The sequence below is a fragment of the Catenibacterium sp. RTP21428st1_D7_RTP21428_210409 genome, assembly GCF_040227455.1.
Classification (GTDB): domain Bacteria; phylum Bacillota_I; class Bacilli_A; order Erysipelotrichales; family Coprobacillaceae; genus Catenibacterium; species Catenibacterium mitsuoka_A.
Genome location: NZ_JBEHVX010000066.1, coordinates 1 through 14,413 on the forward strand (window position 1 = coordinate 1; position 14,413 = coordinate 14,413).

Below are 14,413 nucleotides of genomic sequence, written 5' to 3' on the forward strand. Positions count from 1 at the left end.
TTTTGGGTTTGGATATACGAAAAAGAGCTGTAACGCTCAAGGTAGTAGTAAATACTACCTATTCGTTACAGCCCCTTAATAACATCTTCTTGCCTGGTAGAATTCTCTTTGCCAATAACCATTTCCTAATGTTGCAACCTGTACTGGTTTACCACTTGAAGGGGCATGTACCATACGGTTACCACCAATATAGATGCCGACATGATGAACACCAGAATATGAACCATTTGAACTAAATAAGATAATATCACCAGCCTGCATAGAACCACGATCCACCTGTGTTCCTACACCACATAATGTCTTAGTCGTATTTGATCCAATATTAACACCAGCCTGATAATGAGCCCAGTTAACTAGACCTGAACAGTCAAACTTAGTCCAGTTAGGGTTTGCAATCTGACTCATAGAGTGACATCCACCCCATGAATACATATAACCCTGACGAGTTAATGCCTTGTTCGCAATCGCAAGTCCTCTAGAAGACTGGTCTGGACTAGGTGTTGGTGTTGGAATTGTATTCCCTCCACCATTGTTTGATGAACCACTGTTGTTTGATGATCCTCCATTATTAGAAGAACCACTATTACTAGAAGAACTGCTGTTGTTCTTATTTGGTGTTGCATGTGTTACACCACTTACTTTAGATTCATCTGAAGCCTTACTTAGTTCAACTAAGTTCTGAGCAATTGTACCAATGGTGCTTTCATTATCAGATAAATCACTCTGCTTATCCTGTAAAGCCTTCTGTTCAGCTTCAAGTTTTGCAACTAATGATTTCTGTAATTCTTCAGCCTGACTCTTCTGCGCATTAAGTGCAGTCTGAGTATCTACAAGTGTCTGTTTCTGAATTTCTAACTGCTTCTGTTCTTCCTTGATTTCATTCATTAAATCTGTTTCATAAGAAGTTAAATCCTTAAGAGTTGCAGCTCTTGAGAAGAAATCTGAGAATGAACTTGCATTAAATAAATAATCAACATAGGCATTAGAATTCATCTGACTCTGCATAGAATAGATTCTATCCTTTAATAAAGCCTTCTTTTCATTCAGATTGTTTTCAGCATTTGTGATTGCAGTATTCATATAAGCAATCTTCTGAGTAGCTTCATTGATCTGACTATTTAAGCTATTAATCTTATCTGCTGCATCTGAAATAGATAGCTTTGCACTATCAACACTGCTCTGCTTGCGGCTGATTTCACTCTTTAAGCTTGCACTCTTTGTTTTTAAGTATTTATTAAACTCTTTACAAGTATTCTGATTTGAACGTGTAAGTGTCTTAGATGAACAAAGCTTATAATACTTTGTTTCCTGACCTTCAAATTTATTGGCCGCTTCTACTGTATTCACATTAGAAAAAGCAAGCGGAGTTACCATCGCACATGCAATAAGCAATGATACTATTTTATGTCCTCTTTTCACAAAATCACCTTCCTTTACGCACAGTTAATTATAACACAACTCCAATTAAAACCCAATGTCATATGTAAATTCACATAATCTTAAGAAGTTTTAGCCTTTCTGATTCTTCATGCTTCAAAACTGTCTTTTCGAGATAGTGACTCCAACAATCTGCATCTTTAATCAGTTCACTATAGACATCATCTATGCGTTCTTTATGTGAATGATTACTGATTGCAGTTATAATAATGTTCTTTTCTTCTTCGCTAAATATAGGATCCAGTAATTCTTTTGCCAATTTACTTGAACGAGTGGCATGCTGGAAACTAGAAGAATAAATAGGAACTGCAATATCATGAAGAAGACCGATAATAGCACATAATTCTTCATCTAGATTTCTTTCTTTTGCAAGTAATAAGCATAATGTTTCTACCTGAAACATATGTGCAATAGCTTCTCTTTTATAATACCCATGACTTTTTTCATCTAAAAGATGTAATACTTCATCACGTAAGCTAAAGTAACGATTCATCGTCTCAGTCCCTTAGGAAATAGGTTTTTAACCTGATTGCTTTCTTTATAGAAGGAAAGTGGATACCCATCTACAAAGATGACACCAAAGCCTTTTTCTCCTGTTCCTTCTAAAGTTTCACCATGGATATATTTCTTGATTTCTTCACTTTCACTTGGATAGTCATAACTTCTTTTTACATCTTGTTTAGTGAGAGTTAGGGCAAGAGAATAGCTAGGTATAAATCTATTCTTTCTCACTTCACCTAAATAAAGCCCATTACGTAATACTCTGATTCCTTTGAGTTCTGGGAAGTTCTTCTTAACTGCATAAAGATGTCCATTATTTTCTATGATGTATGAAGGTACTTTCTTATTGAGGTTTTCCTGATAGAAAGCTTTTAAGACCTTTAAGTCAGCCGGATTTACTTGAGACTTCATAGTACGTACTTGTTTTCTTGGACTATTACCTGGTTTTCTTAGCAAGGCGATAAAGTGCCCTTCTCCACGATAATGATGAGGATAACATCTCACCACTTCATCTAGATCAACACCTGGACATAAACCATGAGATTTAGTAAGAGGAAGTAATTCAAAGCCAAGTTGATCCACTGCATAATGAACCATTGCTTCATTTTCTTCATATGAGTAAGTACATGTAGAATAAATAACCATACCACCCTGCTTCAACATTTCATAAGCACCCTTTAAAAGATTCTTTTGAATATGAGCACATTCTAATACCTTTTCTTCACTCCATGTATCTATTGCCTGTTCAAGTTTTCTAAACATCCCTTCTCCACTACAAGGTGCATCTAAGACAATCTTATCAAATGCTTCCTGAAATTGTTTAGTAAAGCGCATGGGATCTATATTTGTGACTATTGTATTATCTAAACCAAAACGTTCAATATTCTCACTTAAAATACGGGCACGAGATGCTTCTATATCATTCGCAATTAATATACCTTCTCCAGTTAATCGAGATGCAATCTCACAGCTTTTACCTCCTGGTGCCGCACACATATCTAACACAAAATCATCAGGTTCAATAGGTAATGCATCTGCTACAAGCATCGCACTTGGTTCCTGGATATAATAAAGTCCTGCAAGAAAATAAGCACTTCTTCCTGGATGATAGTGTTCATCATAGAGATAACCATTTTCTACAATAGGATGATGTTCTACATAGTTCTTATCTAGTACTCTTTCTACATTTTTCTTATTTCTATTTAAATATAAACCTTTAACTGGCTTTTCTAACAAAGCCTTCTTAAAGTCATCATATTCATCTTTTAATAAAGACTTCATACGGGCATCAAATTGTTCCATAAATTCACGTCCTTTCTGAACTATTATACAAAAAAATAGATGTGTTGACTACTTTGGATATGCTACAATGTAAAAAGGAGGATTATTTAATGAGGTGTTCATGGGCTAAAAGTAAAGAAGCAATCAAATATCATGATGATCAATGGTGTAAAGAAACACATGATGAAATAATGTTATTTAAGATGCTTGTTTTAGAAGGCATGCAGGCAGGATTATCCTGGGATACTATTTTAAAAAAGGAAAAAGCTTATAATCAGGCATTTGATGATTTTGATTATCACAAGATTGCCTTTTATTCTAAAGAAAAAATAGAATCTCTCTATGAAGCTGAAGGGATTATTCATAATCGTTTGAAGATCAATAGTATTATAATCAATGCGAAAGCTTTTCTAAACGTGCAGGAAGAGTTTGGCAGCTTTGATCATTATATCTGGTCTTTTGTAGATTATAAGGTAATCGATCATCGTTATACAGAAGAAAAAGAGATACCTGCAAGTGATGCACTGTCTACTAAGATATCTGAAGATTTAAAGAAACATGGCTTTAAGTTTGTAGGTCCTGTGATTATTTATAGTTATTTACAGGCGATTGGTATTTATAATGATCATCTCATGAATTGTGAATGGAGGTAAAGGATATGACACGTATTGATGAAACTATTAAGAAACATGATAAGGGTTATAACTGTGCACAGGCTATTGCATGTACTTATTGTGATCTTGTAGGCATGGAGGAAGAAACAATGTTTAAGGTAGCTGAAGGCTTAGGTCTAGGCGTAGGATGCATGGAAGGAACTTGTGGTGCTGTGACTGGTGCATGTCTTCTTGCAGGATGTAAGAATAGTACAGGCAATCTAGATAAGCCAAATAGTAAAGCAAGTACTTATAAGTTATCTAGAGAAATCATGCAGAAATTTAAAGAAAAGAACTCTACAACTACATGCAAAGTATTAAAAGGTGTAGAAACAGGTAAGTTGTTAAGAACATGTCCTGACTGTATTAGAGATGCCGCTGCTATTGTAGAAGAAGTATTATTTAGTGAGGAATAGTCATCTATTCCTTTTTTTAGTGCAAAAAAAGCTGAGAATATATCCCAGCTTAATCGTTAATAATTGGTGCCCTTGACCGGACTCGAACCGGTACGGGTTTGAAGCCGGCAGATTTTGAGTCTGCTATGTCTACCAATTTCATCACAAGGGCATTGACAACGTTATTATTATAGTATGCATAGGAGACGTTTTCAAGAAAAAAATGGTTTATTTTGATGTGCTTCTCATGATTTTTTCTAGTACATATAGTATTTGAATTTATTTTCACTCATATAAGTAGCATAAAAAGAAATATTTTTATTTTTTTCTAAATGTATTCGCTTACTCTATAAAAATCATTGACATTTGGTTTTAAGGCTCTTATATTAGATTCATATACAAAAAAGACAACGAATTGAAAAGAACATTCAGTTTTTGGATTTACAGAGAGTTCCTAGTGCTGAGAGGGAATGATTCATGTGGATGAAATACATCAAGGAGTCGGGATATTGAAATGAAGTAGGTATCCACGGGTACGACCGTTATATCGTCAGAGTATGATAGTACTCACAGAGGTCTATATAGTGATGTATGGATAAAATAAGGTGGTAACGCGAAGTCCCTCTCGTCCTTATAATCGAGAGGGACTTTTTATATATCCAAAGGAGAAAAGATTATGATTATTGTATTAAAACCAAAATGTGATGAAAATGATATTAAGAAAGTAACTGACAAGATTGAAGGCTATGGTTTAGAACCGCATGTTTCTACTGGTCATGAAACAACTATTATCGGTGTAATTGGGGATACGACTAAAGTTGATCCTAGAGATATTGAAGTTTCACCTTCTGTAGAAAAAGTAATGAGAGTTGAACAGCCTTATAAATTGGCTAACCGTGCATTCCATCCTGAAGATACTATTGTGGATGTAGATGGTGTTAAAGTAGGTGGAGGCCATATGGCTCTTATCGCTGGTCCTTGTTCTGTAGAATCAGAAGAACAGGTTATTGCGATTGCGAAGGAAGTAAAAGCAGCTGGAGCTAATATGCTTAGAGGTGGTGCATTCAAGCCTAGAACATCTCCATATGCATTCCAGGGATTAGGTTCTACTGGTTTAGATTACTTAGTAGCTGCAAAGAAAGAAACAGGCTTACCAATCGTATCAGAACTTATGAGTGCTGATGATATTGATGAATTCAATGAAAAGGTAGACTTAGTTCAGATTGGTGCAAGAAACATGCAGAACTTCACTTTACTTAAGGAAGTAGGTGCAAGAGTTAAGAAACCTATCCTATTAAAGAGAGGACTAAGCGCAACATATCAGGAATGGATCATGAGTGCGGAATATATCATGGCAAGTGGTAATGAGAATGTCATCCTGTGTGAAAGAGGTGTAAGAACATTCGAAACATATACAAGAAACACTCTAGACTTACAGGCTATTCCAGTACTTAGAAAAATGACTCATTTACCTGTAATCATTGACCCATCACACGCTGGTGGTAAATGGTGGTTAGTAGAACCAATGGCTAAGGCAAGTGTTGCAGCAGGATGTGATGGATTACTTGTTGAAGTACATAATGATCCAGAACATGCACTATGTGATGGGGCTCAGTCATTAAAGCCTAAAAAATATACAAAACTTATTGAAGAATTAAGAGAAATTGGTAAAGTAGTAGGTAAAGAAATATAAGTAGAAAGGAAGTATAGTTATGGATTTACACGGGAGAAGTTTTTTAACACTTAAGGATTATACTAAAGAAGAAATCTATTATCTTCTAGACTTAGCTAAAAAGCTAAAGGCTAAGAAGAAAGCAGGAAAGATTGGTCATTCACTTGAAGGTAAGAATATTGCCTTATTATTCGAAAAGACATCTACACGTACAAGATGTGCTTTTGAAGTAGGTGTTCTTGATGAAGGAGGACACGCTACTTTCTTGACTCAGTCACAGATGGGAAAGAAGGAGTCAATTGAAGATACAGCGAAAGTATTAGGTAGAATGTTTGATGGAATTGAATTTAGAGGATTTAAACAGGAAAACGTTGAAGCATTAGCTAAGTATTCAGGAGTACCTGTATGGAATGGTTTAACAGATGTTGACCACCCTACTCAGACTTTAGCTGATTTCCTTACTATTCAGGAACATCTTGATAAGCCTTTAAACGAAATTAAGTTTGTATTTACTGGTGATATTAGAAATAATGTTTGTTATGGATTAATGTATGGTGCATGTAAGGTGGGAATGCATTTTGTATGTTTAGGTCCTAAATCATTAGAAATGGATCCAGAAGTTGTGGCTTATTGTCAGGAAGAATGTAAAAAGTCTGGTGGAAGTTTGACTATTACTGATGATACAGATGCAGTTGATGGTGCTGATGTTATCTATACTGATATCTGGGTTTCAATGGGTGAAGATGAATCATTGTATAAGCCAAGAGTGGAATTATTAAGTCCATTTAAAGTAACCAAAGAATTAATGAGTAAGACACATAATGACAATACATTATTTATGCATTGTTTACCATCTTACCATGATTTCGAAACAGAAACAGCAAGAGTAAAACATGAACAGGGATTAGATGTTCGTGAAGTGGATGATGAAGTATTCAGAAGCAAGAACTCTGTTGTATTTGATGAAGCAGAAAATAGACTTCATACAATTAAAGCTGTTATGGTTGCAACATTAGGTAAAAAAGATTAATGAAACATTTATTTACATCTTACTATGATGACAAAGGCATGTATGTCATATATAACGAAGAGACTGCGAATGCGGATAGTGTAATTGAGTATGTTGTTGTGATGTTAGAACAGTTTATCAATACACTTGCAGAAGAATCTGATGAGACAATTGAAAATGTAATAGAGATTGTCGGTAAGGATTTCAATGATTTTGTTTCTAGTTATTATGAAGGAAGCTACGAATTGCTTATTTCACAGGCAGTGGATCGTGGTTTTGCGCATGAGCAGCAGGAATTAGTGGGAGTGAGAGATGAGAATGCGATTGGTATAGACTTAGAACTAAGTAATTATAGTGATCTATTCTTATTGATGTCATTGGCTGTTCTAAGTTGTGATTATAGTGATAATGCGAAAGATATATTTACATATCTTGAAAGCATGAATAAAAGTGATTCTGTAAATTAGACTGGAGGGGTTTATTTCCCCTCCTTTTTACGTAAAAAAAGAAGAGGATTACTCCTCTTCTATTGCACCATCATAGGCTTGATTGATTGTTTTACTGATCTTATCTTTAGATATTGCGAGATCCTTAAGACTCTTTTCAAGAGTACCTAAGTTCTTCATGACTCTGTCATAACGTTCATCTAAACGATTCGTATCTTCTTTAAGTTTAATAATACGTTGTTCTATTTCTTTAATATTCTCAGAACGATTAAAATCCTTAGTAATATTAATAAGTGTAAAGATAACCCCCATAAGTGTAGAAGGAGATGTCATTAAGACCTTCTTATTATGTGCATAATCATATAAATCAGCACATTCATCACATAAATAGAGATAGATGGCTTCACTTGGAATAAACATTACTGCCTCTTCCAATGTTTCCTCGGAAATATATTTATTAGAAATATCATCTATATGCTTCTTTACATTCTTTTTGAATTCATTGTGGTAACTAACATCCTTAGGATTATCTACTATCTTCAAATAGTTCTCCATAGGAAACTTAGAATCAATAATGAGTACTTTAGTATTACCTGGTAAATGTAAAGCTGCATCCCCTATTTTTCCATTACTTAAATGATATTGTGATTCAAAGATATGTGAATTATCACCACAATAAAGAGATAGGATATGATAGAGCTGATATTCTCCAAATGTCCCTCTCTTTTTTGTATTGGTCATAATCACATTAATATCATGCATATCATTGATCATCTGATTTATTTTTGTATCTGATCTACCTAGTGATGTACTCGCATCATTTAACATCGTAATAATAGAATTATATTGTCTATCAAGAGATGAACTATTCGCTTCTGTCTGAACCATCTTCTCGTGAAGTTTCATCTGTGTTGTATAGAGAAGATAAATAACAACAACCAATAGTACAATACAAATAATACTTAATACAATTTCCATATTACTTACGCTTTAAATCTACAATAATTTCTAAGCGAGGTGTATGAGGTTCTTTATCTAAAGAGATAATAGTATTCACATCATACATTTCTTCTAACTGATGTAATGTTTTAGCGAGAGTACTCATGTTATCAGATATAATAATTAAGTGTTTAATACCTGATAAAGTAATAGACTTTAGTAAATCTTCAGTCATGCCATCAACAGTTTCATTGATGATTAATGCATCATATCTATGATTCTTTAAATGATGTGCTGCCTGATCATTAACATGACCTGCAACAAATAACTTATTGTCTAATTCTAATCTCTTTGCGTTTTCAGTGGCATCATGGATGCTTACCTTATTGTCATCAATTGCGACAACTTTGTTTTCAAGCTGTAATTCCATAATTCCTGAACCACAACCCATAGATAATACTTCTTCCTTCTTATCTAATAAAGAAGCAATCTGTCTTGTCTTTTCATCATCCATTTCTGGGTTAAGGATCATATCAGAACGTACTGAAATCTTGAAATCCTTATACTGTGCATGTGTCTGACCATAGATTCTCTTGAATCCCTGTTCATAGAAATCCTGATAACGAGATGTATTTACTGTATAATATAATGCAGTCACTTCATCCAATGCGGCGATTTCTTTAGTCACAGTCTGGCTGATACCATCCTGTCCAGTAACGAATGCTACCTGCATTTCTTCACCAATCTGTCTAACAATTAAGAATCTTAAGCCCTTCTTGAACTTATCATTATAATCACGACAGTTATTTGCATTAAGAATATCTTCAATCTTTACTAGTAAAGAATTGATTTTCTGTGTCTGAAGAGGACAATGATCCATTAAAGTAAGGAACTTTGTTTCACGCTGGTAAACGCCCACACATAACTTTCCACTGAAGTAAGTAATTGGGAAAGCAACGATATGACGATAATGTTCTGGCTCTTTCATTCCTACAACAGGCTTGATATCCAAGTCTTTTACAGATAAATCTGTATATTTATGAAGTGTTTCTTTTAATAATTCACGTTTATGAACTAATTGATCAGCATAATTCATATGCTTTAAAGCACATCCCATACACTGATTGTACTGATCACATTCAGGATCCTTTCTTGCTGATGAAGGCTTCTTATATGCAGTCACATGACCTAACATATAAGTCTGTGTCTTCTTATCAATTTCTACTTCAACCATTTCTAATGGTAAAGCATTCTGTACGAAGATAACCTTCTTCTTAATATAACCAATACCTTCACCATTAATACCAAGCTTCTTGATGTTTATTTCTTCTCTTTCTTTTCTTGGTTTTGATGAAAATCTTCTTGGTTTTGAATCAAATTCTCTTGCTGGTTTCTTATCGAAGTCTTCTCTTGGTTTTCTGTCAAAATCTCTTCTTGGCTTTCTGTCAAAGTCTTTTCTTGGCCCTCTATTTTCTTTCTTATAGCCTTTGTCAGACCCCTTGTTGAAGCCTTTGCGGCTATCCTTTCTAGGTTTTCTGTCGCTGTTAAAGCTTTTTCTTCTTGGTTTACTCTTTCCAAAATCTTCTCTTGCCATTTTGCGTTGTTCCTCCTCAAGTATGCAATATGAGTTAAATACATTCCTACATAGAAAATCTCACTTGCCCAATCAAATACAAATAAGATAACACAGATTGAGGTAAGTGGTCCATATAAAGATGTAAAATCTGCATATTTAAAATAATAGTTTAATGCAATATATAAAATCACTATCCCACCAGAAGTTATAAAGGCTCCCTGAAAGGCTTCATGATATGTGATACGTTCTCTTGGGACTATCATATAGATAGCCATAAAAAATAGGACCATAATAAGAAATAATAGGACAAAGCGCATAAATGCAATGCCGTATAAAAAATGAAATGCTTTAGATATAGGTCCTGTTGCAAGTAATACAATAGAAATCAATAATATACCAAGTAACAGCATTGTCACCTTAAAGACATAGACATACCAGGCAATAACCGATTCACTTCTTTCTTCTAACGCAAACATCTTCTTAGAAATATCATAGATATTTCCTACACCTCTAGACACAGCATAAAAAGACCAGATAAACACTAATACAGAGACTGTATTTAAAGAACTGCCCTTTAATGTATCAATCAACATCTCTGCATAAGCCGGCTGTATAAACTCTTTAATAGCCATCTCTAGAATATCTACACTTATATGCAAAGAAGATGTTACAACTGCAATAATAGTCATAGTAGGGATCAACAGGATGATAAGATAAAATGATAAAGCAGCACCAGAGAAGCTTGGCACATAATAACGATAGTCATCATATATAGCCATTGCTTTATTATATATATCTTTCATGACTGCTCACCTCCAAAAGAAAAAACACTTTAATCGTGTTTTTCTTCATTTTCTTTTTGACTTTCCTCTTCTGGAATAATAAGTCTCAATAATTCAATTCTGTTTTTATCAATCTTTTCAATAATAAACATACAGTCATCTACATAAACCTTCTGATGAGGGTTCGGTGAACCATTCACCTGACCTAAGACAAGACCACCAATAGATTCAAATTCTTCAGAAGCGAATTCTGTACCACAACGGTCATTGACTTCATCTATGTTTAAACTGCCGTCTACTAAATAGACATTCTTAGAGATTTTCTTTACTTCTTCACTATTGTCATCATATTCATCATCGATTTCACCAACGATTTCTTCAACAATATCTTCTAATGTCACAATACCAGCCATAACACCATATTCATCTAACACAACTGATAAAGAGACATGCTCTTTACGCATAGAAGCAAAAACATCTGAAATATGATTAAATTCATAAACGAAATAAGCATCTCGCATATAATCCTTTACCTGGAAATGTTCATGATCAACAGGTTTCATTAAGATATCCTTGATATGTAATACACCAACAATCTCATCACCTTCTTCTGAAAGAACAGGTAAACGAGAATACTGTGATTCCTGTAATACAGCAACCACTTCATCATAAGTCGCATCATAATCAACTGTAGCCACATGAATACGTGGTGTCATGATTTCTTTAATATCAGTATCACCAAAATCAAAGATATTATGCATCATTTCTTTTTCTTCATCTTCTAATACACCTTCTTCATGAGACACGTTTACAATTGTTTTTAAGTCTTCTTCAGAAAGTGTAGGTTGTGGATCAATATTACCACCTAATATATGAATTAAGCCATGAGACACTGCAGTTAAGATAACAACAACTGGTGTAAATATAAAATTTATAAATTGAATAAAGCGACAGAATCTATAACATAATGCTTCTGCTTTACTAACAGCTAAAGTCTTTGGTGTAATTTCACCAAAAATAAGAATCATTAACGTAACAAACCCTGTTGCAACCGCAACACCTATTCCTTCATTACCAAATACACTAATTACAAATGATGTAGTTAATGAAGAAGCTAAAATGTTGACAAGGTTATTGCCTACTAGAATTGTACTTAACAAATGATCTGTATCTTCTAGAAGCTGAGACACAATTAAAGCTTTTGCATGATGAGGATCTTCTTCATCCTCACTTACAGTCTTTACTCTAATCTTAGAAACAGACATAAATGCAGTTTCTGCACTAGAAAATAAGCCTGACAATCCTATCAATATAATAAAAATAACAACCATCATTATCTGACTCGAGTCCACGACACTATCATACTCCTTTAATATCCTTATAGAGTGCTATATACAAAAGCACAAGTCTATTATACATTTTTTATAAGAAACATCAATAAAAATCAAAAAGGGAGGAACAAATGTTCCTCCAAGATTAATGATTATTATTTAAGTAATGATCTATATAATGCTTCAATATCTTCTACTGAAGTATCTCTTGGGTTACCTGGACGGCAAGCATCAGCATATGCATCCTTAGCTAACTGAGGAATATCTTCTTCCTTAACAACACCCTTAAGAGTCATTTCGATACCAACATCTTCACCTAACTTCTTAACAGCATCTACAGCAGCTTTACGGTATTCTTCCTGAGTCATACCATCAACACCTTCAACACCCATTGCTTTTGCGATATCTTTATACTTTTCACCAGTATATTCAGCATTGTATTCCATAGTTGTTGGAAGTAAGATTGCACAAGCTTTACCATGAGGCATATCATAGTAAGCACTTAATGTATGAGCCATAGAATGGTCAACACCTAAACCTACGTTAGAGAATCCCATACCAGCAACATACTGACCTAAAGCCATACCTTCACGTCCTTCAGCAGTGTTTTCAACAGCACCTCTTAATGAACGAGCGATGATTTCGATAGCTTTAATATGGAACATATCTGAAAGTTCCCAAGCACCTTTAGTAATATAACCTTCAATAGCATGAGTTAAAGCATCCATACCTGTAGCAGCAGTTAATCCTTTTGGCATTGAAGACATCATTTCTGGGTCAACAACAGCAACTACTGGAATATCATGATTATCTACACATACGAATTTACGTTTCTTTTCAACATCAGTGATTACATAGTTGATTGTAACTTCAGCAGCAGTACCTGCAGTAGTAGGAACAGCGATGATTGGAGCACAAGGATTCTTAGTTGGTGCAACACCTTCTAATGAACGTACATCAGCAAATTCAGGGTTTGTAATGATGATACCGATTGCTTTAGATGTATCCATTGAAGATCCACCACCGATAGCTACGATACAGTCAGCGCCTGCTTCTTTGAATGCAGCAACACCAGTCTGTACGTTTTCAATAGTTGGGTTTGGTTTAATGTTGCTGTAAAGAACATATTCAATACAAGCTTCATCTAATAAATCAGTTACTTTCTTAGTAACACCAAACTTTACTAAATCAGGGTCAGAAGCAACAAATACTTTCTTAAATCCTCTTGCTTTAATTTCTTCAGGAACAGCTTTAATAGCACCTGCTCCATGATAACTTGTTTCATTTAACATGAACTTATACATGATTATCGATCTCCTTTTAATTAACTTTTCTGACTTCATGTTAACATTGTAAGTGTTATCATTCAAGTGACAGATAAGTGCATTTGTCACTTTGTGAATAAATTTACATAAAAAAAGACAACTGATTCTCATTTCTCAATTGTCTTTTCTTTCCCATAATAGTCAATTTTACTTACGCTTACTTTAATTGACAGATTATTCAGTGATTCTCTTTTTTGTAGTTAATACAACTGCTGCTAGAGCACTTACTAATAATAATGAAGCATATAATGCAACATTCATAGTATCACCAGTCTTTAGTGCTTCTTTCTTAGTAGTTGTAGTTGTTGTACCTTTGTTTCCTGCAGGTTTTGTAGATGTAGTAGGCTTAGCTGGTGTAGTAGGAGTTACAGTTGGTGTTGGAGCCTTTACTGAAGTTTCTACATACATAAACTTATATTTAACCTGACCGTTTAATTCGAATGCAAAGTCAAATTCAATTTTAGAATACTTTGTTCAATCTACTGAAATCTGGTTTGTAAAAGTATCATCCCAAGTGTTCGCATTTTTTAATGCATCGTTAGTAAATGTGACCTTACCTTTACCTTCTTCATTTACTTCTACCTGAGATGGAACACTGATAATAGGCATTGCTGCGTCATCTGCGCCATAAACATACATTTCCTGAGGATAAACTGCTCCACCTTTAGCATCTACTTCAAAGACAATATCACTATCACCTGTCCATTTAGGTGTAGTTAAAGTGATTTCTGGTTCATAAGCTGCAGGTGTAGTTTCAGGTGTAGTTGTAGTTTCAGTTACAGCTGGAGTTTCTCCAGTTACTACTGCATCTTCTGCAAATACTGCTGTAGTAGATAATGCTGATACTGATAAAGCACAAGCGACTAACATAGTCATTAATTTCTTGTTCATAATCGTTTTCTCCTTATTTGATTTATCCCAAAAAGAAATCTTTTTAACTTTTCTAATAATGTGAAAAAGTCATAGAATATTTAAGAAAAATAAATAGTCTGCTAAGGATAAAATAAAAATGTAGGTAAAAGACAACATAAGAATGTTGGAAAACCTACATAATTATTTTGTCCTT

General features: G+C 34.3%; 15 protein-coding genes, 1 tRNA gene and 1 other annotated feature. Of the genes, 5 read left to right on the forward strand and 11 right to left on the reverse strand.

What is annotated here, in order from left to right; genetic code table 11:
* Positions 1 to 75: 75 nt before the first annotated feature.
* The 3 genes from ABUA27_RS09385 to ABUA27_RS09395 all read right to left on the reverse strand — a co-directional run bounded on the left by ABUA27_RS09385 (position 76) and on the right by ABUA27_RS09395 (position 3,240).
* Complete coding sequence (locus ABUA27_RS09385) at positions 76 to 1,419, reverse strand: C40 family peptidase (protein WP_349820609.1); 1,344 nt, start codon at positions 1,417 to 1,419, stop codon at positions 76 to 78.
* Between the two features lie 70 nt (positions 1,420 to 1,489).
* A complete protein-coding gene (locus ABUA27_RS09390) occupies positions 1,490 to 1,930 on the reverse strand; it encodes an HD domain-containing protein (RefSeq protein ID WP_303353003.1) in 441 nt (146 codons plus the stop codon).
* On the reverse strand, positions 1,927 to 3,240 hold the full coding sequence (locus ABUA27_RS09395; RefSeq protein WP_129981704.1) for an RsmB/NOP family class I SAM-dependent RNA methyltransferase: 1,314 nt from the start codon (positions 3,238 to 3,240) through the stop codon (positions 1,927 to 1,929). The genes ABUA27_RS09390 and ABUA27_RS09395 overlap by 4 nt, the downstream gene beginning before the upstream one ends.
* Positions 3,241 to 3,329: 89 nt before the next feature.
* Here ABUA27_RS09395 and ABUA27_RS09400 point away from each other — a divergent pair, with 89 nt between their 5' ends.
* Positions 3,330 to 3,872, forward strand: coding sequence for a DNA-3-methyladenine glycosylase I (locus ABUA27_RS09400; protein ID WP_349820610.1), 543 nt, complete (start codon positions 3,330 to 3,332; stop codon positions 3,870 to 3,872).
* Between the two features lie 5 nt (positions 3,873 to 3,877).
* Positions 3,878 to 4,288 carry a C-GCAxxG-C-C family protein gene (locus ABUA27_RS09405; protein ID WP_349820611.1) on the forward strand — a complete coding sequence of 137 codons (411 nt, stop codon included), beginning with the start codon at positions 3,878 to 3,880 and terminating at the stop codon, positions 4,286 to 4,288.
* 64 nt (positions 4,289 to 4,352) lie between these two features.
* On the opposite strand, the gene ABUA27_RS09410 is transcribed toward ABUA27_RS09405, so the two are convergent.
* Positions 4,353 to 4,439 (reverse strand) — tRNA-Leu (locus tag ABUA27_RS09410).
* A gap of 229 nt (positions 4,440 to 4,668) precedes the next feature.
* Positions 4,669 to 4,903, forward strand: a binding site (T-box leader).
* Between the two features lie 40 nt (positions 4,904 to 4,943).
* Between ABUA27_RS09410 and aroF the strand changes: the two genes are divergently transcribed.
* Genes aroF through ABUA27_RS09425 form a run of 3 tightly spaced genes read left to right on the forward strand, consistent with a single transcriptional unit; the run spans position 4,944 to position 7,415 of the window.
* A complete protein-coding gene (gene aroF / locus ABUA27_RS09415; protein WP_349820612.1) occupies positions 4,944 to 5,960 on the forward strand; it encodes a 3-deoxy-7-phosphoheptulonate synthase in 1,017 nt (338 codons plus the stop codon).
* 19 nt (positions 5,961 to 5,979) lie between these two features.
* Positions 5,980 to 6,969 (forward strand): ornithine carbamoyltransferase, encoded by a 990-nt coding sequence (gene argF / locus ABUA27_RS09420; protein WP_349820613.1) that lies wholly within the window; start codon positions 5,980 to 5,982, stop codon positions 6,967 to 6,969.
* Positions 6,969 to 7,415 carry a hypothetical protein gene (locus ABUA27_RS09425; RefSeq protein WP_129982366.1) on the forward strand — a complete coding sequence of 149 codons (447 nt, stop codon included), beginning with the start codon at positions 6,969 to 6,971 and terminating at the stop codon, positions 7,413 to 7,415. The genes argF and ABUA27_RS09425 overlap by 1 nt, the downstream gene beginning before the upstream one ends.
* Positions 7,416 to 7,463: 48 nt before the next feature.
* On the opposite strand, the gene ABUA27_RS09430 is transcribed toward ABUA27_RS09425, so the two are convergent.
* From ABUA27_RS09430 to ABUA27_RS09460, 7 genes are all read right to left on the reverse strand, one after another.
* On the reverse strand, positions 7,464 to 8,372 hold the full coding sequence (locus ABUA27_RS09430) for a DNA recombination protein RmuC (protein ID WP_129982070.1): 909 nt from the start codon (positions 8,370 to 8,372) through the stop codon (positions 7,464 to 7,466).
* Position 8,373: 1 nt separating this feature from the next.
* Complete coding sequence (gene rlmD, locus ABUA27_RS09435; RefSeq protein WP_330041709.1) at positions 8,374 to 9,657, reverse strand: 23S rRNA (uracil(1939)-C(5))-methyltransferase RlmD; 1,284 nt, start codon at positions 9,655 to 9,657, stop codon at positions 8,374 to 8,376.
* Positions 9,654 to 10,712, reverse strand: a complete 1,059-nt coding sequence (locus ABUA27_RS09440; protein ID WP_303353096.1) for a YihY/virulence factor BrkB family protein — start codon at positions 10,710 to 10,712, stop codon at positions 9,654 to 9,656. The genes rlmD and ABUA27_RS09440 overlap by 4 nt, the downstream gene beginning before the upstream one ends.
* A gap of 29 nt (positions 10,713 to 10,741) precedes the next feature.
* Positions 10,742 to 12,025 carry an HlyC/CorC family transporter gene (locus ABUA27_RS09445; protein ID WP_281079567.1) on the reverse strand — a complete coding sequence of 428 codons (1,284 nt, stop codon included), beginning with the start codon at positions 12,023 to 12,025 and terminating at the stop codon, positions 10,742 to 10,744.
* A 152-nt stretch (positions 12,026 to 12,177) separates the two neighbouring features.
* The gene (gene fucO / locus ABUA27_RS09450) at positions 12,178 to 13,326 is read right to left on the reverse strand and encodes a lactaldehyde reductase (RefSeq protein ID WP_192924056.1); all 1,149 of its coding nucleotides are present in this window, start codon (positions 13,324 to 13,326) and stop codon (positions 12,178 to 12,180) included.
* Positions 13,327 to 13,521: 195 nt separating this feature from the next.
* Positions 13,522 to 13,755, reverse strand: coding sequence for a hypothetical protein (locus ABUA27_RS09455; protein WP_129982066.1), 234 nt, complete (start codon positions 13,753 to 13,755; stop codon positions 13,522 to 13,524).
* 66 nt (positions 13,756 to 13,821) lie between these two features.
* Positions 13,822 to 14,238: a hypothetical protein gene (locus tag ABUA27_RS09460; protein WP_129982064.1), complete on the reverse strand. Its 417-nt coding sequence runs from the start codon at positions 14,236 to 14,238 to the stop codon at positions 13,822 to 13,824.
* Positions 14,239 to 14,413 lie beyond the last annotated feature (175 nt).

What these genes read in the sequence shown, in the direction of transcription:
- ABUA27_RS09455 (WP_129982066.1), bottom strand. Translation starts at nt 13,755, where the DNA reads ATGTATGTAGAAACTTCAGTAAAGGCTCCAACACCAACTGTAACTCCT.
- ABUA27_RS09460 (WP_129982064.1), bottom strand. Translation starts at nt 14,238, where the DNA reads ATGAACAAGAAATTAATGACTATGTTAGTCGCTTGTGCTTTATCAGTA.
- ABUA27_RS09445 (WP_281079567.1), bottom strand. Translation starts at nt 12,025, where the DNA reads ATGATGGTTGTTATTTTTATTATATTGATAGGATTGTCAGGCTTATTT.
- ABUA27_RS09405 (WP_349820611.1), top strand. Translation starts at nt 3,878, where the DNA reads ATGACACGTATTGATGAAACTATTAAGAAACATGATAAGGGTTATAAC.
- ABUA27_RS09390 (WP_303353003.1), bottom strand. Translation starts at nt 1,930, where the DNA reads ATGAATCGTTACTTTAGCTTACGTGATGAAGTATTACATCTTTTAGAT.
- ABUA27_RS09430 (WP_129982070.1), bottom strand. Translation starts at nt 8,372, where the DNA reads ATGGAAATTGTATTAAGTATTATTTGTATTGTACTATTGGTTGTTGTT.
- ABUA27_RS09440 (WP_303353096.1), bottom strand. Translation starts at nt 10,712, where the DNA reads ATGAAAGATATATATAATAAAGCAATGGCTATATATGATGACTATCGT.
- ABUA27_RS09400 (WP_349820610.1), top strand. Translation starts at nt 3,330, where the DNA reads ATGAGGTGTTCATGGGCTAAAAGTAAAGAAGCAATCAAATATCATGAT.
- ABUA27_RS09395 (WP_129981704.1), bottom strand. Translation starts at nt 3,240, where the DNA reads ATGGAACAATTTGATGCCCGTATGAAGTCTTTATTAAAAGATGAATAT.
- aroF (WP_349820612.1), top strand. Translation starts at nt 4,944, where the DNA reads ATGATTATTGTATTAAAACCAAAATGTGATGAAAATGATATTAAGAAA.
- ABUA27_RS09425 (WP_129982366.1), top strand. Translation starts at nt 6,969, where the DNA reads ATGAAACATTTATTTACATCTTACTATGATGACAAAGGCATGTATGTC.
- argF (WP_349820613.1), top strand. Translation starts at nt 5,980, where the DNA reads ATGGATTTACACGGGAGAAGTTTTTTAACACTTAAGGATTATACTAAA.
- fucO (WP_192924056.1), bottom strand. Translation starts at nt 13,326, where the DNA reads ATGTATAAGTTCATGTTAAATGAAACAAGTTATCATGGAGCAGGTGCT.